This is a genomic window from Flagellimonas cixiensis (assembly GCF_042134615.1).
Lineage (GTDB): Bacteria > Bacteroidota > Bacteroidia > Flavobacteriales > Flavobacteriaceae > Flagellimonas > Flagellimonas cixiensis.
This window is the reverse complement of sequence record NZ_CP169639.1, coordinates 3,268,489-3,290,636: the sequence shown is the minus strand read 5'-3', so window position 1 is coordinate 3,290,636 and position 22,148 is coordinate 3,268,489. Positions and strand designations below refer to the sequence as shown.

General features: G+C 40.2%; 19 protein-coding genes and 1 tRNA gene. 5 read left to right on the top strand and 15 right to left on the bottom strand.

The annotated features are described in order from the left end of the window. Positions 1 to 263: 263 nt before the first annotated feature. The gene (locus ABT310_RS14595; RefSeq protein WP_375324626.1) at positions 264 to 491 is read left to right on the top strand and encodes a hypothetical protein; all 228 of its coding nucleotides are present in this window, start codon (positions 264 to 266) and stop codon (positions 489 to 491) included. Positions 492 to 642: 151 nt separating this feature from the next. Here the strand turns inward: ABT310_RS14595 and ABT310_RS14590 are convergent, their stop codons facing one another. The 3 genes from ABT310_RS14590 to ABT310_RS14580 all read right to left on the bottom strand — a co-directional run bounded on the left by ABT310_RS14590 (position 643) and on the right by ABT310_RS14580 (position 6,377). Next, entirely contained in the window at positions 643 to 945 is a 303-nt protein-coding gene (locus ABT310_RS14590; protein WP_375324625.1) for a hypothetical protein, read from the bottom strand. A 192-nt stretch (positions 946 to 1,137) separates the two neighbouring features. Beyond that, positions 1,138 to 4,539 carry a HEAT repeat domain-containing protein gene (locus tag ABT310_RS14585; RefSeq protein ID WP_375324624.1) on the bottom strand — a complete coding sequence of 1,134 codons (3,402 nt, stop codon included), beginning with the start codon at positions 4,537 to 4,539 and terminating at the stop codon, positions 1,138 to 1,140. A 113-nt stretch (positions 4,540 to 4,652) separates the two neighbouring features. Beyond that, the gene (locus ABT310_RS14580) at positions 4,653 to 6,377 is read right to left on the bottom strand and encodes a sulfatase (RefSeq protein WP_375324623.1); all 1,725 of its coding nucleotides are present in this window, start codon (positions 6,375 to 6,377) and stop codon (positions 4,653 to 4,655) included. Positions 6,378 to 6,613: 236 nt separating this feature from the next. Between ABT310_RS14580 and can the strand changes: the two genes are divergently transcribed. Further along, positions 6,614 to 7,258 (top strand): carbonate dehydratase, encoded by a 645-nt coding sequence (can, locus tag ABT310_RS14575; protein ID WP_375324622.1) that lies wholly within the window; start codon positions 6,614 to 6,616, stop codon positions 7,256 to 7,258. A 44-nt stretch (positions 7,259 to 7,302) separates the two neighbouring features. Here the strand turns inward: can and ABT310_RS14570 are convergent, their stop codons facing one another. Continuing rightward, positions 7,303 to 8,049, bottom strand: a complete 747-nt coding sequence (locus tag ABT310_RS14570) for a DUF6090 family protein (RefSeq protein WP_375324621.1) — start codon at positions 8,047 to 8,049, stop codon at positions 7,303 to 7,305. A 207-nt stretch (positions 8,050 to 8,256) separates the two neighbouring features. Between ABT310_RS14570 and ABT310_RS14565 the strand changes: the two genes are divergently transcribed. Next, positions 8,257 to 9,135: an alpha/beta hydrolase gene (locus ABT310_RS14565; RefSeq protein ID WP_375324620.1), complete on the top strand. Its 879-nt coding sequence runs from the start codon at positions 8,257 to 8,259 to the stop codon at positions 9,133 to 9,135. Positions 9,136 to 9,237: 102 nt separating this feature from the next. Here the strand turns inward: ABT310_RS14565 and ABT310_RS14560 are convergent. Next, a tRNA-Ser gene (locus ABT310_RS14560) sits at positions 9,238 to 9,322 on the bottom strand. 154 nt (positions 9,323 to 9,476) lie between these two features. On the opposite strand from ABT310_RS14560, the gene ABT310_RS14555 reads away from it, so the two are divergent. Both ABT310_RS14555 and ABT310_RS14550 read left to right on the top strand, forming a co-directional pair. Continuing rightward, a complete protein-coding gene (locus ABT310_RS14555; RefSeq protein ID WP_375324619.1) occupies positions 9,477 to 10,229 on the top strand; it encodes a sulfite exporter TauE/SafE family protein in 753 nt (250 codons plus the stop codon). Between the two features lie 12 nt (positions 10,230 to 10,241). Further along, positions 10,242 to 11,435 carry a DegT/DnrJ/EryC1/StrS family aminotransferase gene (locus ABT310_RS14550; protein ID WP_375324618.1) on the top strand — a complete coding sequence of 398 codons (1,194 nt, stop codon included), beginning with the start codon at positions 10,242 to 10,244 and terminating at the stop codon, positions 11,433 to 11,435. A 227-nt stretch (positions 11,436 to 11,662) separates the two neighbouring features. Here ABT310_RS14550 and ribB read toward each other — a convergent pair whose 3' ends face one another. The 10 genes from ribB to ABT310_RS14500 all read right to left on the bottom strand — a co-directional run bounded on the left by ribB (position 11,663) and on the right by ABT310_RS14500 (position 22,094). Beyond that, positions 11,663 to 12,802 (bottom strand): 3,4-dihydroxy-2-butanone-4-phosphate synthase, encoded by a 1,140-nt coding sequence (ribB, locus tag ABT310_RS14545; RefSeq protein WP_375324617.1) that lies wholly within the window; start codon positions 12,800 to 12,802, stop codon positions 11,663 to 11,665. Then, positions 12,802 to 14,295, bottom strand: a complete 1,494-nt coding sequence (locus tag ABT310_RS14540; RefSeq protein ID WP_375324616.1) for an LptF/LptG family permease — start codon at positions 14,293 to 14,295, stop codon at positions 12,802 to 12,804. Before ABT310_RS14540 ends, ribB begins: the two co-directional genes overlap by 1 nt. A gap of 3 nt (positions 14,296 to 14,298) precedes the next feature. Further along, a complete protein-coding gene (locus ABT310_RS14535) occupies positions 14,299 to 14,946 on the bottom strand; it encodes an outer membrane lipoprotein carrier protein LolA (RefSeq protein WP_375326194.1) in 648 nt (215 codons plus the stop codon). 4 nt (positions 14,947 to 14,950) lie between these two features. Continuing rightward, the gene (locus ABT310_RS14530; protein ID WP_375324615.1) at positions 14,951 to 17,335 is read right to left on the bottom strand and encodes a DNA translocase FtsK; all 2,385 of its coding nucleotides are present in this window, start codon (positions 17,333 to 17,335) and stop codon (positions 14,951 to 14,953) included. 62 nt (positions 17,336 to 17,397) lie between these two features. Next, a complete protein-coding gene (locus ABT310_RS14525; RefSeq protein ID WP_375324614.1) occupies positions 17,398 to 17,763 on the bottom strand; it encodes a diacylglycerol kinase in 366 nt (121 codons plus the stop codon). Positions 17,764 to 17,900: 137 nt separating this feature from the next. Further along, positions 17,901 to 18,158 (bottom strand): hypothetical protein, encoded by a 258-nt coding sequence (locus ABT310_RS14520; RefSeq protein WP_375324613.1) that lies wholly within the window; start codon positions 18,156 to 18,158, stop codon positions 17,901 to 17,903. Further along, a complete protein-coding gene (locus ABT310_RS14515; RefSeq protein ID WP_375324612.1) occupies positions 18,139 to 18,453 on the bottom strand; it encodes a thioredoxin family protein in 315 nt (104 codons plus the stop codon). The genes ABT310_RS14520 and ABT310_RS14515 overlap by 20 nt, the downstream gene beginning before the upstream one ends. A 6-nt stretch (positions 18,454 to 18,459) precedes the next feature. Continuing rightward, on the bottom strand, positions 18,460 to 19,104 hold the full coding sequence (locus ABT310_RS14510; RefSeq protein WP_375324611.1) for a peroxiredoxin: 645 nt from the start codon (positions 19,102 to 19,104) through the stop codon (positions 18,460 to 18,462). Positions 19,105 to 19,312: 208 nt separating this feature from the next. Next, positions 19,313 to 20,803 (bottom strand): Na+/H+ antiporter NhaC, encoded by a 1,491-nt coding sequence (gene nhaC / locus ABT310_RS14505; RefSeq protein WP_375324610.1) that lies wholly within the window; start codon positions 20,801 to 20,803, stop codon positions 19,313 to 19,315. Positions 20,804 to 20,873: 70 nt separating this feature from the next. Continuing rightward, complete coding sequence (locus ABT310_RS14500; protein WP_375324609.1) at positions 20,874 to 22,094, bottom strand: aminotransferase class I/II-fold pyridoxal phosphate-dependent enzyme; 1,221 nt, start codon at positions 22,092 to 22,094, stop codon at positions 20,874 to 20,876. Positions 22,095 to 22,148: the final 54 nt, after the last annotated feature.

Below are 22,148 nucleotides of genomic sequence, written 5' to 3'. Positions count from 1 at the left end.
ATTCGCATGGATAGTGAAATCATGTAATATTCAGAAGGCAATAGCGACTCTTTAAAATATAATTTTAATTGTCTTGTTATTTCGAAGCACTTTTACCGACCAAATTTCCTTTTAAAACCTATAAATGACTTCAAAATTTTAGTTGCTCCTTCAACAACAATCTAGAAGAATATGAAAAGGTTGCCAAGGGATATACCTTTAATGACCGAAAAAAGGAATATCAAAGGGCGAACGAAGAAAAAAGCCACAAACATTTGAATTGGATGAAAGGCATCGTAGGAGGGAGTGGAGTTTATACGTCCATCCTAGACCTTGAAAAATGGAAGCAAGCACTCAGATATAATACTTGGATATCTGAAGAAAGTAAGCAAAAGATGTTTTCGTCAGATGCTGTTCTAAAAAATACGGCTTTGGAGTGGCTATTTACCAAATTGAAAGTAAGGGAAAATGGGTGTACCATAATGGAAGCTGGGGTGGTGCAAAAACAATGAGTTCCTTGTGATTTTAAGTAATAATAGGTACGATGAAACGTATAAATCTTTTGAAGAAGAATTGTATGCGTTGATTCAGAACTAAAGTTATGAACGGATCATTCTTTTTTCTTATTTCTCAATATGAGATAGTTAGGGCGGAATTAATATTTTAATATCCTCTTCTTTTGATTTCTGCCCCTTCGCTGTTAATGTCCGTGATGTCTTCACGTTCTCGGCCATAACGACCTCCCAATCCAACCGTAAAATTGTTTTTTAGGGCATATCCACTAGAAACGGTGATGTTGTATTCCAACTTGTCTTGGTCCTCAATCTGCTGTAACAATTGGTTTTCATTTTCGGCATTTTTCTGGTCCAACGAAAAGGAGAGGTTTAAATATTTGGAGCCCTTAACAATTCTATTGACCGTGGTATCTGTATATTGATTTTGGGCCAATAGTGCTCCTGCGCACAATAGGAAAACGGCAAAGAAAAATATTTTATGATAGAATTTAAAGGGTTACTTCTATCAGGAACTGTCTTAAATTCCCTGAAATTTTAACAATCCCCTTATAAAAACTGAAAGAATTTGAAAAGATGAATTAATAGGGGAAAGAAAAAGCCCCATAATTGGGGCTCTTATTTTTTACTGTATTGAAGGTGGAACCTACTCTTTTAAACTACTTAAAAACTCTATTAAATCCCTTAGTTCACGTTTACTTATCATTTTTCCCATCGCAGGCATGCCCGAAGGTAAATTACGTCGCGATTGTATACGGGAATGTGCCACTTCCAACGGTTCGGCTTCAGCAGTCCGCAAAATAAGTCCGTGTTCATTTTCTTCTTCTAGCAATCCGGTAACTTCTTGGCCATTGGTCAATGTTAATGTTACGCTTCCGTACCCTGGGGAAATCCGTTTTGTTGGCTCAATCAAGGCTTCCAAAATCTGCTCTCTGGACAATATGTTGCCAATGTTGTCCAACGCTGGCCCTACTTTGCCGCCAGAGCCATTTAAGGCATGGCAACGCACGCATTGTGCTGTTGGATTACTTTGAAAAACAGTTCTGCCGTTCCACCAACTTCCACCATGTAGGGTTTCGGTGTAAGCACCTGATCCATAACCTTTGTTTTGTAAAATGGCCAATTGTTCGTTTACTTCGGATGAGCCACTGTTGGAAGCTGCTTCAATCAAATCTAACATTACTTCTTCATTGATTCCGCCACGGTTGGCTTGTTGCAATAAACTGGACAGTACGGCTTCACTTTTATCCGAGGGCAAATCTGCCAATACTTCCAATACGGCTTGCTGCTCTCCAATTCCTCCGCTACTGAAAATTGGGTTGACCACATTCGGCAATTCTTCTTTAGAGAGTGAAAGTTCGCCCATTAGACTCACTGCGGTGCGTCTTACTTGGGCATCTTTGTCACCCATGCCCATTCGCATTACTTGAGCCAATTGGTCATACCCAGTGCTTCCCAAAGCTTTTAATGCTTCCGACCTTACTTGTGGTGATACGTGGTTGCGCATCAATTGAACAAGTTGATTATCATATCCTGACAACTGAAGTGAAGACAATAATTTTAATGCTCCGGTTAGCACTTCAGGGTCTTTATCTTCCAAAAATGAATCAATACTGCCCGCTACTTTATTCTGTACAGGTGCTATGGGTCTGGAAACTTCTCCCAAATGGTAACCATCCACTCGGTCCATTACCGAAGGGGAGGTCCAAGTGCTCAACGCAGCTAAGGCTTCTCCGCGTAACGCAGAGGGAGTATTATTATCTTTTGCGTAATTGATAAGATTGTCCAATTGTGCATCTCCTCCAATGCGAAGTGAGGCACTGATAACACGACGCATTAAGGGTTCTGAGCTGAACCTTGGGTTTTTCAACAAGGCAGCCAATGCAGGTAACGCTTCTTTAATTCCTCTATCATCGTTTATGGCACGAGCAGCTTCGGTAACAATATATTCGTCGGCATCGTTGAGGTACATGGCCACTTCCGGAAGTTTCATTCTGCGCAAGGCCAGGACGGAAGCAATTTTTAGCGAACGATTATTACTGCCGGCCAAATCAACCAAAGGTTGGTGTTTGCCAATTCTAGATAATGCCAAAACCCCGGCATGACGCAAATAAATATCTTCGTCCGCATTTTTATCAATCATGTCCAATAAAGGTTGTACGGCATTTTCAGCCTTGATTCTTCCCAATGCCTGTGCTGCGAAGAATTGGATTCTTGGGTTGTCTGAAGTCAAAAGCGCTATCATTTTTTCACTAGCCTCCGAGTATTTCACATCGCCCAACACTTTAAGGCTTTGCGCGATAATTTCTTCATCGGAATCATCCAAAAGATCAACCAAGATTTCAGCTTTGTCGATATCTTTGACCGCTTGCTGACCTATACCCCAAATGGCATGGATTCGTGCCAATTGATCATTGCTTTCGGTTGCTACATTTTTAAATTTTCTATATCCCCAAAAAGTACTTTTGGCCAATGCAAACTGTGCTTTTTGACGAATGCGCATATCTGGATAACTCAATAACCCAGCCAATTCTTCATTGCCTAGTTCTTGAAAATCGGTGGTCATCCATTTTTGAGTTTCAAAGCGTTGTTCTTCTAGATCATTATTGTTTTCTGTCACATCGAGTTTCCAAACCCTTCCAGAATTTTTTGTATCCCATCCATTGATCCAATCGGCTAGATACAGGGCACCATCGGGACCAAATTTAATGGCCGTTGGTAAAATTCCACTTAACATGTCTACTTCAGAATTAAGCTCGAAGGAAGCTCCTTTGGGCTTTAAATCGAACGACCAGATATGGGATAGGGAAGGGTCGCCCACAAATTCCACCAAAAAGAATTTGTCCACCCAAGATGAGCCTAACGCCGTACCTGGATTAAATTGCATTCCGGTAGGACCATTGTGATAATTCATGATAGGCGGAATGATGTATGCCGCTTGGCCTTCCCATCTAGGTTTGAATAGTTTTTCATCCATCCACACCTTATATCCATTGTTTTTTGGGTCGGTATATTTTCCATATTGCCAGTTGGATCTCCATCCGGCATCGGAACCTTCCACAATATGCACTAAGCGCTCACTTTCTCCTTGATGGTCCCCGTCGTTATCCGATGAGATGATATTACCATACTTATCAAACACAAACTCGTGGGTATTACGCAGACCATGGGCAAAAACCTCGAAATCGGTACCATCGGGATTGCTGCGTACGATAACCCCTTGATTTGGAAATTCGTAGCGATTTCCGTCTTTATCCGTGATGTTCGCTCCAATATCACCGATACCCCAGTACAGTTTGCCATCGGGGCCCATAATAGCGCCGGACATTCCGTGTCCACCAAAACCGATATGAACGCCAAATCCTGTTGCTAAAGATGTTTTGGTGTCGAAAACCTCATCACCATTGGTGTCTTCCATTCGCCACATATCGGGGGCAACACCAACAAACAGTTCATCGCCATCTACCAATAATGCATTGGAGACGTCTGTTTCCTCTGAATGGAAATCGTGCACCACTCGAGTTGCTTTTTCGGCAATACCGTCATCGTCTGCATCTTCCAATCGCCAAACCTCCTCTTCTTCTACGGCCAAATCGCGCCAATCATGTACTCCATCACCATTGAGGTCTTCCAACCATGCATTTTCATCACTTTTACTGGTTGAAAATGTTTCGTGCAAAAATGCCTTACGGTCGGCCACGGTTTCAAAACTATTGGAGGCTGTCATCCAATGCCTATAGCCTCGAATGTCAAATTCTGAGTTTTTTTGTCGGTTGGTACGGGTAAAAAATACACGGCCTTTGGCATCTACATCCATAGCAATGGGGTCGGGAGCAAGGGTGTCGGGTGCCCAAAGTTTTATTTGGAGCCCTTCGGCCAATTTTATGGACCCTATATTTTCAGCTTCCTTTATTTGATTGCTGAGGTAGGTAGAGTCCAATTTTATGACCAGTGGAGACTCCGTTGGTTTGGTTGATTTTTTACTACAAGAAATAAAAGTTAGGATACCGAGGACAGTCAACATCCTCAACATTTTAATGCGAATCATTTTTTGGTTTGGTTTTGCAAGTTTGAATAGTTGTCAAATTAAATATAGGTAACAGTTTTAGGAGTACTGATTAAAAGCCCCATTTCGGGGATTACTATTTAAAATGGACATGATTACTCCTTTTTCTTCGAGTTTTCCCATTTTTCTACAATAGGTTCCAAAATATCATCTTCAACTCCATAGACCTTTCCTTCTTTGGCCAAAGGCATAAATTCGTCTATGTATTTTTGGCTCAATGCTTCAGAATCTCCGTATTGCTCACGAAGCTCATCTAGTTTTTGGTGCAATTCTTTTTTAATTTCTGCATAGGCTGGGTCATCATAATAATTATGCTGTTCCAAGGGGTCTTTTTTTCTATCAATCAGCTCCCAATAATCCAAATCAAAATAGTAGTGGATAAGCTTGTAATCTTTTGTGATAGCGGCATAGTGTCTGTTGACGTTATGTTCTGACGGGTGCTCGTAATAATGATAGTAGACCGCTTCTCTATCCCAATTTTCCATTTCGCCGGTAAGCACGGGCACCAAACTTTCGCCTTGCATATCTTCGGGCTGCGGAGCACCGGCCACATCTAAAAATGTTTGGGCAAAGTCCAAATTTTGCACCAATTCATCGGAAACGCTTCCAGCTTTTATGCGGTTGGGCCATGACACCAAAAGAGGTGTTTTTAAACTTTCATCATAAACAAATCGTTTGTCGAACCAACCGTGTTCTCCCAAATAAAATCCTTGGTCGGAAGTGTAGACGATGATGGTATTCTCCATCATATTGTTTGCCTCCAAATAATCCAATACGCGTCCAATATTTTCATCCACTGATTTAATGGTGCCCAAATAGTCTTGCATGTACCTTTGATAACGCCACTTGGCAATATCCTCTTCGGTCATGTTCGGATATTCCTCCATGAATTTTTCGGCTATGGGTCCATAATAGGTATCGAAATTGGCTTTTTGGATAGAATCCATTCTGCCCACCGTAAATTCGTACCTGCGTTTATCAAATCCAATTTGTTCCTCTAGTCCCATTTGGTCCATAACCTCAGGAGCCAACTTGCTATCTGCCGCCCAACCCATGTCACCATCAATTTTCATTTCGGCGGCTTTGGCTGCGGGCATACCTTCGTGAGTATCGAATAAGGTAGTGGGTTCTGGAATTGTTTTTTGGGTGTATTCTGCCATATGACGTTCAGCCATTAGCCAAGAACGGTGCGGTGCTTTGTGCAAATACATGAGCATAAAAGGTTTTTCCTTTTCACGCTCGTTATCCAACCAATCCAAGGTCATGTCGGTAACTATATCCGTTACGTAACCTTTTACATTGATTTCCCCTTCATTCTTAGTGATAAAGTCTGGGTTGTAATAAGAACCTTGTCCGGGTAGAATTTTAAATTGGTCAAACCCTTTAGGGTTGTTTCCAAAGTGCAGTTTTCCGAACATGGCGGTTTGGTATCCAGCCTTTTGCAATAGTTGTGGAAAGGTGACATTGGTGGTATCAAAAGGGGAAACATTGTCAATTTTTCCATTGATATGGGAATGTTTTCCTGTTAAAATAGTGGCTCTTGAAGGAGCACAAATGGAATTGGTGACACTGGCATTGGTGAACAACATTCCCATTTTGGCTATTCTATCAATATTGGGGGTTTCAATTAAACTGTTGTCGTACGCAGAAATCGCTTGATACGCATGATCGTCCGACATGATAAAGACAATATTGGGTCTTTTTGGTTCTTCTTTGATTTCCTTCTTGCACCCGATAAGAAATGTAAAACCAATCAGGAGATTGGCGGCAATAAATAAGTTTTTGTTCAAGGTTTTTGGTCGGTTAAAATTATGGCACATAAAACTGAATTATAATTGAGCTGAAAGATAATTGATTTGAATGGGTTTGATTAAGGATACCATAAAAAAACAACACATTAATTTGAAGTATTGAAAGAAACTTGCGAAAGATTTTGAAGATACAATGGAAGTGTTCTAAGGGTAGCGTAAACAGGTGAGTAGAGCAGTACAATTTAAAAAGGTTAACCATAGTACTTATTGTCGTACATTTAAAAAAGCTATTTTCAAACTAATAAATGGAATCAGAATTTTATAAAAATTTAATTGTCAATAACAAGAAATGGGTACAATCCAAATTAGATAATGACCCTGATTTTTTCAAAAAATTGGAAAAGGGACAACAACCACCCTTGTTATGGATAGGTTGTTCGGACAGTCGGGTGCCTGCCAATGAAATTATTGGTACGCAACCAGGTGAAGTTTTTGTGCATCGGAACATTGCCAATATGGTGGTACACTCCGATATGAACATGCTAAGTGTACTGGATTACGCTGTTAATGCCCTTAAAATAAAACACATTATTGTTTGTGGCCATTATGGTTGTGGCGGTGTAAAAGCGGCGATGGGTAACGAATCGTTTGGATTGGTTGACAATTGGATAAGACATATAAGGGATGTATATAGGCATCACCATAAAGAGTTGGATAAAATTGAAGATGACAACCAAAGGTTTGATTCTTTTGTGGAATACAATACCAAGGAGCAAGTTTACGATTTGGCAAAAACCTCCATCGTTCAAAATGCATGGAAACAGGGACAAAACCTACATCTGCATGGTTGGGTATATGGGGTGGGAACAGGAATTGTCAAGGATCTTAATGTTAATTTCCACTGTAATTCCCAATTGGAGGAGTTTTACCGATTGGAAATGAAAGATTGATTTTAGAATATTGCTAATGCTTTATTACTAGCCCTTTGTGTGGTTTAGTTATTAATTTCATTTTCTAAAGCGGTAAGAAGGCTATGGTATTCCGATTCCAAGTATTCACCACGAATTATAACTTCATCCATTTTTTTGAGAAGCATAATATAGATGTTCTTTACTTTTTGTGAGTTAAAAACTTTAATGAATGAAGCCTTATCTTTCTCTTTTTCTTCATCGGTTCTCTCTCTAAGTTTGGCTAAAACCTCGGGTTGAATACTGTAATTCTCAATGAAATTTTTTTCCAAATGCTCTCTGGTGTATGCTGTAATTTCATCTTCAATTTCTTGGTAATCTTTTACGCTGTCATAGAGTTTTGATATTCGGTTTTTTAGTGAATCGTTTGATATCAATTCTATTTTGCCCGAATTTATGATGGAATTGTAAATCCCGGTAGATGGGTCGAAGGTATGATTCTCAACATTGGTGATAATCAATGAATCAAGGTAAGCAAGAGGTTGATTTGAAACCTTTTTAAACAGAATCTCTTGCAAGCTATTGTTTCTTACAATTTGTGCTTTACGAATTTGTTCAAACTCATCAATATTTATTCTAATCGACTCGTGTAAACTTTTTAAAGTATCTAGCTCCTCCTTTTCCAGTTGTTTATTTTGATTCCAATTGTTTATCTGTAAAGCAATCAAAATACCAAGAACTACCAATACAATTTCTCCAATGGCATATTTTAAGTATTGTCCAGTTTTGCCATCCGAGAGTAGATTTTGTCGAATTTTTCTGAAGAATTTCATTATTTGTCAGTGGTTGGTGTTAATAGGCGCTGTTTATATGGATGTAAAATACAGCTATAAATCCCAAAATAGGAAATAAACAATTGATATGGAATGGCGGTAGAAGGGTTAATCGAAATTTAACGCTTTTTAGTATCTTCCATAAATCAATTTCTAGGCAATGCTCACGGTGCAACCTAAGCATGGGCAAATTTAAAATACACATTTATGAAAAAATATTCGATACTTCTTCTTTTGCTGGTCCTCAGTAATACACTATTTGGTCAAAGTAAGATCTTGGAAAGTCAGGTTATGAACAGTGCCCTTTTAAACACGGAGGTCAAATATTCTATTTACTTGCCAGATGGCTATGAATATTCCGAACGCTATTACCCAGTAGTTTATCTTTTAAATGGTTATACTGGTGACGAAACTAGTTGGATTGAGGCAGGAGGAATGCAACGGATAGTGGACCATGAAATCGCGAAAGGAAATATCCAAGAAATGGTGATTGTAATGCCAGATGGAGATGACAGATTATATATGAACAGAACAGACGGTACTTATCCATATGAAGATATGTTTATGAAAGAATTGCTTCCCTTTATTGAAAACAATTACCGCGTTCGAACCGGAAAGCGTTACACGGCCATTAGCGGTCTTTCCATGGGTGGGGCTGGTTCTTTGAAACTGGCATTAAAATATGACCAAAATTTTGGGGCCTGTGCAGCATACAGTTCAGCAGTTTTTACAGAGGAATCGGTAACGGCACCGGAGCAAGAGGCCATGGATGGATATATATCCAAAGCAATGCCCGATGTGGTAGGCAAAAAAGGTAAAAGTAGACTTAACAAAAGCTATGAGGAGTATGACGTACTTCATTTGGTAAAAAATAAGAACCCCGAACTTTTAAAAACAGTAAAAATATATTTTGATTGTGGGGATGATGATTTTCTTACACTCGGAAATGCCCAGTTGCACAAAGAACTTGTGGTTAGACAAATACCACATGAATATAGGGTTCGCGATGGGGCGCATACTTGGTCTTTTTGGCGAGAGTCTTTACCCGTTGGCTTAAAATTTATAAGTGATTCTTTTTGGAATTAGGTTTAGCAGACTTTTATCTTGATTAAAAAAAGCACATACGATCACCTAGATTGTACCTATAAAACAAAAGCCCCTAAAAAAGGGGCTTTTCACGTAATTAAGCGGAGGAAGAGGGATTCGAACCCCCGGAGGTGTGACCCTCAACAGTTTTCAAGACTGCCGCATTCGACCACTCTGCCATTCCTCCTAAGCGGGTGCAAATATATAAAGCTTTTTCTTATCCCAAAAGCCCTTTTTGTTTTATTGTAAAAATAAATTCATCTCGCTATTTATCCCATACCGTAACCAAAGTTTGTAAAAATCAATAGGCCCGTTCAAAACAATGGTCTTACCTTTGTGTTATGTTGGAATGGTACCACTATTTGCTCCTGGTGGCTGTAGGCTTTGCAGTTGGATTTATAAACACCGTAGCTGGAGGTGGTTCGCTTTTATCACTTCCCACATTGATTTTTTTAGGATTGCCCCCTGCAGTGGCCAACGGTACAAATCGAGTAGCGATTGTAATTCAGACCGCCATGGCAACAGCAGGCTTTAAGAGCAAGGGCATTTCTACCTATCCTTTTAATATTTATCTCGGGATTTCTGCTTTTTTAGGCTCCATTATCGGTGCTTATATAGCTGTTGATATTGATGGGGAAACCTTCAATCGGATTCTAGCCATGGTCATGTTGGCCGTCGTGCTTATTATTATTTTTAAACCCAAAATGAGGCTTGATGATATTCAAGAACGACTAACGGGAAAATACCTTTGGGTAGCTTTGATAGCATTTTTCTTTTTCGGAATTTACGGTGGCTTTATCAATGCAGGTCTTGGGTTTTTAATGATGTTGTTCCTGCATTTTTATAACCGAATGAATTTGGTTCGAGTCAACGCAACCAAAGTTTCCGTTGTATTTATTTATATGTTGGCTGCTTTGGCCGTTTTTGCATTTAACGATAAAATAGATTGGAAGCTTGGACTTATTTTGGCCATTGGAAATGGCTCGGGAGCTTGGTTTGCCAGTAGATTCTCCGTAAAAAAAGGAGATGGGTTTATAAAAACATTTTTAGTGATAGCTGTAGTTTTAATGGCGATTAAGCTATGGTTCTTTTAAAATATAATAGGTATGCCTGGATTTGAACTTTTTGGAGACAAGGAAAGAAAAGAAGTACAAGATGTAATGGACTCTGGAGTGCTAATGCGCTATGGGTTCGATGGCATGCGCAACGGCCATTGGAAAACAAAAGAGCTTGAAAAGGATTTATCGGCAAGAATGCAATCCCAATACGCCCATGTAGTAAGTAGTGGTACGGCCGCCTTAACGGTAGCTTTGGCCAGTGTGGGTGTGGGAGCTGGGGATGAAGTGATTATGCCCACTTTTACTTTTGTTGCCAGTTTTGAGTCCATTTTGGCATTGGGAGCAGTTCCTGTTTTGGTGGATATTGATGATACTTTGACGTTGAGCCCCGACGCAGTTGAAAAAGCAATCACATCTCGCACAAAAGTGGTAATGCCCGTTCATATGTGTGGTTCTATGGCCAATTTAGGTGCGCTGAAGGCAATTTGTGATTCACATGGTTTGTTATTGTTGGAGGATGCCTGTCAAGCTATCGGGGGCACCTATCATGGAAAGCCGTTGGGCAGTATTGGGGACTTGGGATGCTTTTCTTTTGACTACGTAAAAACTATTACCTGTGGAGAAGGCGGTGCTGTGATTACTAATAATAAATCATATTATGAAAACGCCCATATGTATTCTGACCATGGGCATGACCATATTGGAACCAATAGGGGAGCAGAGGCACATCCATTTTTAGGCTATAACTTCCGAATCTCTGAGATGAATGCGGCGGTTGGGGTGGCGCAACTGGCACGTTTGGATGAATTCCTTGCTATTCAAAAAACAAATTATGCAATGATAAGGGAGGCGTTATCTACAATTCCTCAAATTGAATTTAGGTCGGTTCCTGAAGGTGGAGAAGAGAACTATTCCTTTTTAAGTTTCTTTATGCCTACGGAAGATTTGGCCGAAAAAGCGCAGCAGGCTTTAGGTGATGCAGGAGTGGATGGTTGTTTTTATTGGTACAACAACAATTGGCATTATTACAAAAAGTGGGAGCATTTAACCCAAATGCAATCTTTGGGCAAACTACCAAAAGATGTTCTAGAATCACTGCCCGATTACAGTAAAGCTGATTTTTCGGAATCGGATAAATGGATGTCCAGAAATATTTCTTGTTTGATCAAACTAGGTTGGTCCGAGCAAGAAGTTACTAATCGTGCCCAGAAAATGGTAGAGGCGATTAAATCAGTGCTATAGCCATTACAATCACTTCGCGCTTTCAGAAAGACAAGTTCAAATTCAAAAACAATATTATTCTAAACAACGAGTAGCTTCCATTTGTGTAAATGACATGAATTAATCGAACTGTAACCAGTAGATTTATAAGTCGTTTCGAGCGAAATCGAGAAAACTATCCAGCCGATTCAGTCTTTTGTAAAATCAAAATTGAAGTTGATTCTTGAACTTAAACCTTGAACTTGGGTTTAATAATTCACATATTCCACTATCTCAAGGCCGTAACCTACCATACCTACACGTCTGGTTTGGCCTGAATTGGTCAATAGACGGATTTTGGAAATATTGATATCGTGAAGAATCTGGGCACCGATACCAAAATCTTTGTTGTCCATTTCAATTTTTGGTGCTTTGTTCACCCCTTCGGACTGTAATTTTTTGAATTCGGCCAAACGTCCCAAAAGATTCATGGATTGAGTTTCTTGACTTATAAAAATCATGGCACTCTTTTCTTCGGCATTTAATGCATTGAACATGCGTTTCAGTGTCTCATCTGGGTTGTTTGTAAGTGTGCCCAAAATATCGTTGTTCACCAAAGTTGAATTGATTCGGGTTAGCACGGGTTCACCGCTTTTCCAGTTTCCTTTGAGCAATGCAATATGCACTTGGTCGTTCGTGGTTTGTTTGTAGGCTCGAAGTCTAAAAGGTCCAAATCTGGTGTTTATGGTAAAGGCTTCCTTGAGTTCAATCAAGCTATCGTGTTCCATACGATAGGCAATCAAATCTTCAATGGAAACAATTTTTATATCAAATTTTTGGGCTACTTCCATCAACTGTGGCAAACGAGCCATGGAACCATCTTCGTTCATGATTTCCACAATCACACCAGCAGGTTCCAATCCTGCCAAACGTGCAAAATCAATAGCAGCTTCGGTATGCCCCGTTCTGCGCAAAACTCCACCTTCCTTGGCAATTAATGGAAAAATGTGTCCAGGTCTGGCCAGTTCATGGGCTTTGGTGTCCTTATCGGTCAAGGCCAAAACGGTTTTGGCCCTATCTCCTGCAGAAATGCCAGTGGTCACTCCTTTGCCTCTTAAATCCACTGAAACGGTAAAAGCGGTTTCCAGTGGGTCTGTGTTGTGGGTCACCATTTTATGAAGTCCCAAATCCTTACAACGTCCTTCGGTCAATGGGGCACAAATCAGTCCACGGCCATGGGTGGCCATAAAATTGATGGTTTCTGGAGTAATCAGTTCAGCAGCGGCCAAAAAATCCCCTTCATTCTCCCTGTTTTCATCATCCACCACAATAATTACCTTACCTGCTCTTATATCGGCAATGGCTTCTTCAATGGCGTTTAGTTGTATTTTTTTATCCTTTGTGACCATTACTCGTCTGTATCGTTATCTTTCTTTTTAAAAATAGCTTTAATACGGTCAATAATATGACCAAAGCCCAATAATCCTTTATCCGCGGTTGCCCTTTTTGTGAGTGAAATGCCTAAAGGCAACATGATTAAGGTGGACAACCAGGCGCCAACTGCAGGGTGAATGTTTCCCTCTTTGGCATAATTGCCAGCAAATACCCCAATAAAGTAGTAGGTTAAAAATAAGACAATGGCAATAACCATGGGCAACCCTAATCCTCCTTTACGGATAATGGCACCCAAGGGAGCTCCGACAAAGAACAAGATAATGCACGATAGGGCAAGGGCGTATTTTTGATGTAGGGATAAGATATGGCTATTGTAAAATTTGTATCGGGACTGTAATTCGTTTTTCTTGGATTCTACGGTGTTTAGAATACTGGAAACATCATTTTGTGCCTTTTTCATCACCTGGATTTGTTCCCAATTCTCTAAACCAGCTATGAGTCCACCAATGGTAATTGTATCATTTTGAGCCGATTTGGATTTTGTAGGCTTGATTTTCTCTACTTTTTGTTGGGTAGAATCTTCAAGGATTTCAGGGGGGAAGGCACCCATTCGGTTCACCACATTCTTCGAAAACGCTTCTACTTTTTCCAAGTTGTTGATGCGCAATGAGTCGATATCCTTTATCAATCGGCTCACGTTTTTCATTTTATTGGTGGTAATGTTTTGGTCTTCCTCCAAATCTTGGTCGTTCAACTCCGAAATGTCTATGTTGATGGTATAAGTTTCGAAATCTGACTTGGCAAAAGGCTGCTTTCTTTTATCTTTTGCATCCTTCGGCACCACTTCTTCGTAGTAATTCCCATCCTTTAGCACTAATTGGATGATATCGGATTCCTCACTACTGATCAATTCCCCTGATTTCGCCTTGATTACCGTATTGTTGACGTTTTGATTTGTTTTTTTATGGATGATCACATTATCCAAAAAACGGTCTTGCTCCCCATGTTTTTTGTCCACTTTAATGTTCATGCCCTGTGCAGTTCCTTCAAAATCGCTAAAAACACCTTCGGTAATGGCGGCGGCTGGCTTTACCTTGGCAATGTTTCGCCTAAGGTTGAACATTTTTTGTTCGGATTTGGGTATTACGTTGTTGGCAAAGAAAAAAGTGACCACTCCAAGGAACAGTACAAAAACAATTAAGCTTCGCATGCCTCTTTGCAAGGATATTCCGGAAGCTTTCATGGCGGCGAACTCATAATTTTCCGCAAATGTCCCGAAGGTTAAAATGGATGACAGTAAAACTGTTAACGGGAGTACTTTATCAATCAGTGTTGGGATAAAATAAAAGATGAACTTTCCAATAATGACAATTCCCAGTCCTTTCCCTGCCAAATCATCGATGAACAGCCATATTCCCTGAAAAATGAATATGACGATCAGGATGAAGAAGGAACTAAAGAAATTGTAGAGAAATCTCTTTAAAATATACTGGTCTAGTATCTTCAATGCTTAGTTTCTTGTAATGTAATACCCTTTGTCTTCGTATTTTTTCTCGTTAAAGGTAAAAAGAGTACTCGAAAGTGGCTGATTGGTTTTGAAAGTATTAACGGTTATCGTGGTTTTGGTGCCATTATTACCGGTTTGAATCAGCTTATAAATATGCTTGGTCTGTGCATCGATACCCAACAAAACAGTCTTGATTTCTGTGTTGGAATCAATAGGGGTCAATTTTACGTATTGGATTTTTCTGCCTCCCACATTTTGCAAAATATCCCAAGCGTAGTTATGCCCTGTTTTATAAAAGGTCAACATTTTGGAAGGGCTTACGTTGTCATCGTCCTCATTCACGTCCTCAATGGTCACCTCCTCGTTTTCGGGTACAATAGTGTAAACCTTTTTCCCATCGAATAATTGTTGTGCGCCAAAGTAATCCAAAAGATATTTTTCACCGCTAAGAGTTACATTCCCGTTGGTTTCCTGTTTTAAATCGGCTTCTGTGTTCTCTATGGTCGATTTAAAATCGATATAAATGTTGTCGTAGCTTTTTACCTTGTTGTACACCTCGTCCAACAAGGCTTTGGCTTTATCCGAGTTTTGCCCGTAGGAAGAAATTCCTGCCGCAAACAATGCTATAAAAAGAATATATTTTTTGATCATGATTTTATTTTGTTTCATTTTCTAAAAGTTGTTCCAATGCATACATATCTGGCACCAAAACTTGTCGTGCCTTACTACCTTCAAAAGGACCCACAATTCCGGCAGCCTCCAATTGATCTATGATTCTACCGGCTCTGTTGTAGCCCAATTTTAATTTTCGTTGTATCAAAGATGCCGAACCTTGTTGCGCGATGACGATGACCTCGGCAGCATCACGAAACATGGCATCTCTGTCCGAGATATCATTATCAAGACTTGTGCCAGATTCCTCGCCAACATATTCTGGCAGCAGGTGTGCTTCTGGGTAGGCCCGCTGTGATCCAATATAGTCGGTTATTTTAGCCACTTCGGGGGTGTCAACAAAAGCACATTGAATACGAGTCACGTCGTTTCCTTGGGTGTAAAGCATATCTCCTCGACCAATAAGTTGGTCTGCTCCCTGTGCGTCCAAAATGGTTCTGGAGTCAATTTTGGAAGTAACCCTAAACGCAATACGTGCCGGGAAGTTAGCTTTTATAATACCTGTGATTACATTAACCGATGGTCTTTGGGTGGCAATGATCAAGTGGATACCAATGGCACGCGCCAATTGCGCCAATCTTGCAATAGGGGTTTCCACTTCCTTACCTGCTGTCATGATCAAATCGGCAAACTCATCAATCACTAAAACAATGTAGGGTAGAAATTTATGTCCGTCGTTTGGGTTTAATTTTCTAGCCTTGAATTTGGTATTGTATTCCTTAATGTTCCTAACCATGGCCGTCTTCAACAATTCGTAACGGTTGTCCATTTCAATACAAAGCGAATTCAAGGTGTTGATCACCTTGGCATTGTCCGTTATGATGGCTTCCTCTGAATCGGGTAATTTGGCCAAGAAATGACGTTCAATTTTATTATAAAGGGTCAATTCCACTTTTTTGGGATCCACAAAAATAAACTTAACCTCTGCAGGGTGCTTTTTGTAGAGCAGGGAAGTGATTACGGCATTCAATCCTACAGACTTACCTTGTCCTGTGGCCCCTGCCATTAACATGTGCGGCATTTTGGCAAGATCAACCACAAAGGTTTCGTTGCTAATGGTTTTACCAAAGGCAACGGGAAGTTCCATTTCCGCCTTTTGGAATTTGTTGGAGGCAATAACCGAGCGCATGGAAACGACAGTAGCGTTTTTGTTGGGCACCTCTATACCTACGGTTCCTTTCCCTGGGATTGGAGCAATAATTCGAATACCCAGTGCGGCCAACGAAAGTGCTATATCGTCTTCCAAATTTTTGATTTTGGAAATACGAATTCCTGCTTCGGGAACAATTTCATAAAGAGTAACGGTCGGCCCAATGGTCGCCTTGATTTGGGCAATGCCTATTTTGTAGTTTTTGAGTGTACTGACAATTCTGTTCTTGTTTTCTTCGAGTTCTTCTTGGTTGATGGTGATGCCCCCACTGGCACCGTGAGCATCCAAAAGGTCCAACGAAGGAAATTTGTAATTGCCCAATTCCAATTTAGGGTCAAATTCTCCAAAATCTTCCACCAATTTGGCGGCTTTGGCATCGGTCTCTTCTTCTACTGTCGATTCTTCAACCTTTAGGTCGATATCGGATTCCTCTTCTTCGGGCAGGTTAACGTCAAGTCCAGCTTCGTTTTGTAGGGGAGGAATATCTTTTTTGTGGGTGTAGGTGTCTATTTTCTCTGGAACACTGTCCTCCATACTGAGTTCGATACTACCTTCTTCTTCCGAATCATCAATTGTGTCGTTTGTAACCGTTGAAGGCGTTTCAAAATCAGATTTAATTTTTTGTTTTTGACTTTTAAAGAAGTTGACAAATCCTTCTGGGGTGAAATTGAACAGTCGAACCAAAATCACCATCAAAACAAAAAGCAAAATCAAGAACACTCCAATTTTCCCTGTGTAATCTTGAAGGAAGTCATTCATTTCAAAGCCAATCAAACCACCTAATAACGGGTAGCTAGAGGCGAAGAAACCCAATGCAATAGAGCCCCAAATTACGCCAATGAGTCCCCAAATCCATTTGCCCATCAATCCTTTTAGCTCCAATCCTAAAAAGAGATATAGACCGGTAACCGCCAAAAGTAATGGGAAAACAAAAGAGGCCAATCCGAATCCTTGGTACATGAAAAAATGACTGACACTAGCACCAAACTTGTTCAAAAGATTACTAGCTTCCGCATTTCTGTTGGCAAATTCCGATAGCAGACTTTGGTCGTCCTGCCATGTAAAATAAAAAGACATGAAGGAAAAGAAAAGCGCAATGCTCAGAACGATCAAAAGACTACCAAAAATGATTTTGTTCTGCTTGGAAGGTTTAAAAGACAACTTCTTTTTAGCAGTGGCGGTACTTTTTGATTTTGATTTGGTTCTTTTTTTTGCCATCAATTATTGTTAAGCGGGGCTAAGTTACAAATTTACGTTGCTACTCGGGGTCTTGGATTTTACTAAAAGATTTTAGGTATGTAGATAATCAAACCAATGATACTGGCAATGACTGAAACTATCATTACGGCTCCTGCGGAAATATCCTTGATCCATCCGATTTTTGGGTCGATATCGGGCTGCATATAATCACATGCTTTTTCGATAGCTGTGTTTAAGGCTTCAACCCCCATCACCAAACCTATGGCAAAGAGTTGAAAAATCCATTCCGTATTAGAAATTTCAAAGTAAAATCCAGCAATAGTCATCACCAAACCAATCACAAATTGAATTTGTATACTGGATTCGGTACGCAATAGCAGAAACATGCCCTTAAGGGCGTATCCAACACTTTTTATCCGATTTTGTAGAAATGATTCTTTGGACATAAAGAATGCGTAAGTGGTGTTTTTTATTGGTCATGATGCTCCATTTGGAGCCGGTTCGGTGTCAAAAATACTCAAAAAAAAACCTTCCCAAAGTCTATTTTGGAAAGGTTCTTTAAAGTTATTTGCTAAAGTATATGTTACTTGTCGATGGAGCCGAGCACTCGTGACATGAAACCATTCAAGGCTTCTTTTTTTGGGGTTCCATTTTTGATTTCGTTGGATACTTCTAGAGCTCCATAAATGTTGGAAATCAATTCCCCGATCATGTCCAATTCTTCATCCTTCAAGCTTGCTACTTCGCAAACACTTTCCAAAGTGTCTGCCGTTTCTTGAAGATAATCCTCATCATGCTCTTCGGCAAAATTGACCAATTGTTTAATTATGGGCAACTTCATTGATCAAGTCTTTTAAAACATCATACTTATTGGTCTGCACCTGATTTTTTAAAGCTCCTTTGGAAAAAGCAGCAAAAGTGGGCAAGTTGTCCACATTGGCCAATTTTCTGGATTCAGGATACTTTTCGGCATCGACCATAACAAACGTAATGTTCTCGTTCAAAGTGGCTTCTTTTTTGAACTTGGGCTTCATGATTCGGCAATTGCCGCACCAAGAGGCACTATACTGAACCACAACGTTGTCATTGCTGGCAATGACTTCGCTTAAGTTGTCTTTGTCCAATTCTACAACCATAGTGGTTTAATTTACGTGGTTGGCCAAATATTCGGAAACACCAGCTCTATCGGCGTTCATCGCTTCTTTACCTTCTTCCCAGTTTGCTGGACAAACCTCACCTTTTTCTTGTACGTGGGTAAAGGCATCTACCAAACGCAAATATTCTTTTACGTTTCTTCCCAATGGCATGTGGTTGATGCTCTCGTGGAACACGGTTCCTTCTTCATCAATCAAATAGGTAGCTCTATAGGTAACATTATCCCCTTCTACCAACATGGTGTTGGTTTCTTCGTTGTACTCTTCTTTCATGATATCCAAGATACCCAATGCAGTTGCCAAGTTTCTATTGCTGTCCGAAATTAACGGATAAGAAACTCCCTCAATTCCACCATTGTCCTTTTCCGTGTTCAACCAAGCAAAATGTACTTCGGCAGTATCACAAGAAGCTCCAATTACAAGGGTGTTTCTTTTTTCAAATTCAGCTAAGTTTTGTTGAAAGGCGAAAAGCTCTGTTGGACAAACAAAAGTGAAATCTTTTGGGTACCAGAACAACAATACTTTCTTGTTTTCGGCTTTGGCTTTCTCTAAAATGTTGATTTTGAATGTATCGCCCAATTCGTCGATGGCGTTTACTTCAATGTTTGGAAATTTTCTTCCTACTAAAGTCATTTATTGGATTTTTTTATGAATTCGAGTAGCAAAAATAGTACGGATTCACGGCTTTCAAACCCAAGAAAATTAGATTTTCTTATGACCTTATAAGTTGTGACTATGATGCAAAAATGTATTGCTATAATTGATTTTAAAGCAAAATTGCATGTCAAATTTTAACAACTTCTCAAAGAAATACTGTTCTTTTAAAAAGTGGGATGCAAATTTATTCTCCAGTGGTTGTGGACAACTGTTTGATTTTGATTTGAAGGGCAGCGAACAACAATGTCATAAATGGACTCAACCAATTGAAAATGGCATAAAAACCATATTCTGCAACCCCAACACCCAAAACTCCACTATGGTAGGCTCCACAGGTATTCCATGGCACCAATACCGAGGTGACTGTTCCCGAATCTTCCAAGGATCTACTTAAATTTTCGGGGGCCAAGCCTCTATCTTTATATGCCTTGGCGAACATTTTACCAGGCACTACAATGGCCAAATACTGATCGGATGCTGTCACATTCAACGCCAAACAGCTGCCTACGGTACTGGCAAATAAACCAAAAGTGGTCTTGGCTAATTTTAAAAGGGATTCAGTGATGCGTTCCAAAGCTCCAATTCCATCCATAATACCACCAAACACCATGGCGCAGACAATTAACCAAATAGTGCCCAACATTCCAGACATTCCTCCGGAGGAGAATAAATCATTCAGAGCTGGGTCGCTCGTAGCGATTTCGGTATCAACGGTAATGGAGTTTAAAATTCCTTTATAGGCTGTTTCAAATGTTAGTTCGGTTCCACCACCTATCGTTGCGATAATGTCGGGTTGAAAAATCAAGGCAAATACCCCGGCCAAAAGTGTTCCTACCAATAAAGCCAATAAGGGCGGTGCCTTTTTCACGATTAAACCGATTACCACCAATGGTACTATGAACAACCAAGGATTGATGTTAAAAGTTGTCTTGATATTGGTTAAAATGGAACTTGTATCCGCTTCTCCAGAAGTATCAATGGTAAATCCAAGAATAATGAAAACGATTAATGTTACCACGATGGTTGGGACTGTGGTATAGGCCATGTAACGAATGTGTGAAAACAAATCTCCCCCCGCCATGGCCGGTGCTAAGTTCGTTGTGTCACTTAGAGGAGACATTTTATCACCAAAATAAGCACCGGAGAGCACTGCTCCCGCAGTCATCCCCAATGAAATGTCCAGAGCTTCACCAATACCTATCAAGGCAATTCCCACGGTTGCAGCGGTGGTCCAACTACTTCCTGTTGCCACCGAAATTATGGCACAAATGATAACACAAGCTGCCAAGAAAATGGTGGGATTCAATATTTGAAGTCCGTAATAGATCATGGCAGGAATAATGCCACTCACCAACCAAGTACCTGAAAGAGCGCCAACCATTAAAAGAATCAATAAAGCTCCGGTGGTCGATTTTACATTTTCGGCCACCTCGTCAATCATTTGTTTGTAAGATACTTTGTTGAAAAAACCAACAATGGCCGCCACTGCACCTCCCATTAAAAGGATAAACTGATTGGAGCCACCAAGCGCATCGTCGCCAAAAACAAACACATTGTACGCCAACATCGCCACAAGAGCGAATACGGGTATTAATGCTTCTGCTATGGTTAAATCTTTGTTTTCTACAATATGTTCATCTTCTCTAAACTTTGGCTTTCCCTCTTTGTTTGGCATTTGGTTTCTGTTTGATCAGAGGTAATATTACGATTTTGCACATTGTTCTGCAAGCCATGCACCCACAGGATTATGCTAAAGTGGAATCAGGCGACAGAATTTCCAATTGTTCCATGCAATTGCGCATGGCTAAATAGGTTTTGTGAATATCGTTGTCCAATCCGATGGAAAGACGGATAAGTCCTTGGGAGAGACCCAGTTCTTCTTGCTCTTCTTCTGGGATTTCGGAAGATGTGGAAGTTCCCGGTGCACTAAATAAGGTTTTGTAAAATCCGAGACTTACGGCCAAATAGCCCAATTTTTCCTTTTGCATGAGTTCCATCAAGGCATTCGCTTTTTCCAAAGTACCTACATCTAAAGTCAACATTCCGCCAAAACCATAATCAGGATTCATGATTTGTTTCATCAATTCGTGTCCTGGGTGACTTTCCAATCCGGGGTAGACTACTTTTAAACCGTCTTTTTCAAATTGCTCCGCCAAATAATGTGCATTTTCACTATGTTTTTTGATTCTGATGTGAAGGGTTCGCATATTTTTTAGGATGGACGCAGCGCGTAAACTATCCAAAGTACTTCCCAAAAGCATTCCAGCACCATTATTTACGTCTTTTAGGCTCAAACAAAAGTTGGACGTTCCGCAAACGGCTCCTGCAACACAATCGCTGGTTCCGTTGATGAATTTGGTCAAACTGTGAATCACCACATCGGCTCCCAATTGTGCGGCATTTATGTTTAGGGGCGAAAACGTATTGTCCACCACCATGGAAATCAAATTTTTATGGGCGATTTTGGAGAGTGACGGAATATCGGCAATTTCCAACAAAGGGTTGCTCACCGCTTCGCAATAAATCATTCGGGTTTTTGGGTTGATGGCTTCTCGAACTTCTTTCAAATTGGTAATATCCACAAAGGATACTGAGATATTGAACTTGCTCACAAAATTTTTCAAGAAAGCATAAGTGCCGCCATAAATGGTGCGGCTGCACACAATATGGTCGCCGGCATCACATAGTTGGAATATAACCGAGCTAATGGCTCCCATTCCACTGGCATATACATTGGCAGATTCGGTGCCCTCCAATTGTGCCATGGCCTCACCTAAATATAGATTGGAAGGAGAGGAGTGCCTACTGTACAAATAACAACCCTCGGTATTTCCTTCAAAGGTGTCGAACATTGTCTTCGCTGAAAGAAATGTGTATGTTGATGAATCTGATATTGAGGGATTTACCCCTCCGAATTCACCAAAATATTGAAGGTCTTGTATATGGTCTGATGCTTTGTAGTTCATGATGTTTGTTTTTTATAAAACTATTCATATTTAGGTGAAAGTTCAATGTTTATT

Excerpts from the sequence above, each read along its gene's own strand:
- ABT310_RS14510 (WP_375324611.1), bottom strand. The coding sequence starts at position 19,104 with ATGACTTTAGTAGGAAGAAAATTTCCAAACATTGAAGTAAACGCCATC.
- ABT310_RS14565 (WP_375324620.1), top strand. The coding sequence starts at position 8,257 with ATGAAAAAATATTCGATACTTCTTCTTTTGCTGGTCCTCAGTAATACA.
- ABT310_RS14515 (WP_375324612.1), bottom strand. The coding sequence starts at position 18,453 with ATGGTTGTAGAATTGGACAAAGACAACTTAAGCGAAGTCATTGCCAGC.
- ABT310_RS14580 (WP_375324623.1), bottom strand. The coding sequence starts at position 6,377 with ATGTGCCATAATTTTAACCGACCAAAAACCTTGAACAAAAACTTATTT.
- ABT310_RS14535 (WP_375326194.1), bottom strand. The coding sequence starts at position 14,946 with ATGATCAAAAAATATATTCTTTTTATAGCATTGTTTGCGGCAGGAATT.
- ABT310_RS14595 (WP_375324626.1), top strand. The coding sequence starts at position 264 with ATGAAAGGCATCGTAGGAGGGAGTGGAGTTTATACGTCCATCCTAGAC.
- nhaC (WP_375324610.1), bottom strand. The coding sequence starts at position 20,803 with ATGCCAAACAAAGAGGGAAAGCCAAAGTTTAGAGAAGATGAACATATT.
- ABT310_RS14555 (WP_375324619.1), top strand. The coding sequence starts at position 9,477 with ATGTTGGAATGGTACCACTATTTGCTCCTGGTGGCTGTAGGCTTTGCA.
- ABT310_RS14520 (WP_375324613.1), bottom strand. The coding sequence starts at position 18,158 with ATGAAGTTGCCCATAATTAAACAATTGGTCAATTTTGCCGAAGAGCAT.
- ABT310_RS14530 (WP_375324615.1), bottom strand. The coding sequence starts at position 17,335 with ATGGCAAAAAAAAGAACCAAATCAAAATCAAAAAGTACCGCCACTGCT.
- ABT310_RS14585 (WP_375324624.1), bottom strand. The coding sequence starts at position 4,539 with ATGATTCGCATTAAAATGTTGAGGATGTTGACTGTCCTCGGTATCCTA.
- ABT310_RS14500 (WP_375324609.1), bottom strand. The coding sequence starts at position 22,094 with ATGAACTACAAAGCATCAGACCATATACAAGACCTTCAATATTTTGGT.
- ribB (WP_375324617.1), bottom strand. The coding sequence starts at position 12,802 with ATGGTCACAAAGGATAAAAAAATACAACTAAACGCCATTGAAGAAGCC.
- ABT310_RS14570 (WP_375324621.1), bottom strand. The coding sequence starts at position 8,049 with ATGAAATTCTTCAGAAAAATTCGACAAAATCTACTCTCGGATGGCAAA.
- ABT310_RS14525 (WP_375324614.1), bottom strand. The coding sequence starts at position 17,763 with ATGTCCAAAGAATCATTTCTACAAAATCGGATAAAAAGTGTTGGATAC.
- can (WP_375324622.1), top strand. The coding sequence starts at position 6,614 with ATGGAATCAGAATTTTATAAAAATTTAATTGTCAATAACAAGAAATGG.
- ABT310_RS14550 (WP_375324618.1), top strand. The coding sequence starts at position 10,242 with ATGCCTGGATTTGAACTTTTTGGAGACAAGGAAAGAAAAGAAGTACAA.